Annotated in this window: 2 protein-coding genes; both read right to left on the bottom strand. The window is 42.3% G+C overall.

The window, feature by feature from the left end:
- Positions 1-126: reverse transcriptase N-terminal domain-containing protein (locus F6J99_RS45130; protein WP_293123983.1), on the bottom strand; the 126-nt coding region annotated here is incomplete at its 3' end.
- A 758-nt stretch (positions 127-884) separates the two neighbouring features.
- Positions 885-1,227 (bottom strand): HNH endonuclease (locus tag F6J99_RS45125; RefSeq protein WP_293123980.1); only part of this gene is annotated, 343 nt, incomplete at its 5' end.

Below are 1,227 nucleotides of genomic sequence, written 5' to 3'. Positions count from 1 at the left end.
GTTTCCACGTTGAGAAGCTCTGTAGATTCGATTTTGCAACTTGTAGACTGTCAATTCCAGCTTGCGCCAGTTGACCTCCTTCCATTCTGACTTAGGGTTATATCCCTTCGTTTTAGACTTGTTCATTGCTACTTACAACCCTACATTCTACTAATCCGCGTGAGTCCGTGGGCATATTCTCTACGTTACATAGAGACGTTGGCTTCTGACTCAATCCTTCCTAGACAAGTTCTTGGGGCTAACTACCTACTCAGAAATCGACCTTTCTGAGAGAGCCTGTCAGGTTACTTCGTTCCTAATAATCATTCTTTAGAACTTTTAGAGTGATACTGTCCACCGGGAATTAGGGAAATCTTTATAAGTAGGTACAGACTTATAAACCTGTTATTCCTTTACTCTTTGTTTCCAGCGTTTCAGCCTTTTTCGCTAGTCATTTATGACGATGGTTCTGACATATCTTCCCTTTCGGTACTCATGAGTTCTTTTGCCTGTTACTAACACCATTTTAGGTTAACAGTGCTTCACTGTTCGACCCCGCTTTAGTCTATAGGTTGTTAATCCTTATCTACTAGGGGTAGGGCTGTCACTCGGATTTCACGAGGGTTGGTATTTCACCAACATGATTACTAAGTTATCAAGATTTTCATCTTGTGGCTAATCCCCCACAACCCTTGCTGGGCATGGTTTATAGCCAACGAATCGCACGTACCAGTTGAATCTATCAGCCAGTAAATAGTTGTACTGTTAAACTAAGCCGGTGAGTCACCTCCATCCGGCTCGTCTTCAGAACCGTACGTGAAAGTTTCCCCTCATACGGCTCCTCGCGTAGTAGTCCGTTGTCAATCGGTACTTCTTTAGTTCTCATGAACGTTGTTCAACTCCTTTTAAAATGGATTTTCATCCAATTCTATGGAATTCACTTTTGTTCCGTGTACTGTGTCGTGGCAGTGTAGGTGAAGAAGTTCAAGATTTTTGAGCTTATCACTTCCACCAATTGAGCGTGGTACGATGTGGTGTGTTTCCAATAAGTCCTCACTTCTGAATGAGAGGTTACAGTGTGCGCATTTCCCTTTTTGCTTTTTGAAGAGTTTTCCCTTCGTTGTGTTTAATTCGGGATGGCTGGCCATTCTATTACCCCAATATATTAGGTCGCCATCAAAGGTGCTTCTGTTTTCTTTGACCTTGGTATGTCTGACTATTTCTGTCCACGAATGTTTCGATAGATAA

The organism is Moorena sp. SIO4G3 (assembly GCF_010692305.1).
GTDB classification, from domain to species: domain Bacteria; phylum Cyanobacteriota; class Cyanobacteriia; order Cyanobacteriales; family Coleofasciculaceae; genus Moorena; species Moorena producens_A.
This window is presented reverse-complemented; position numbering and strand designations above follow the sequence as displayed.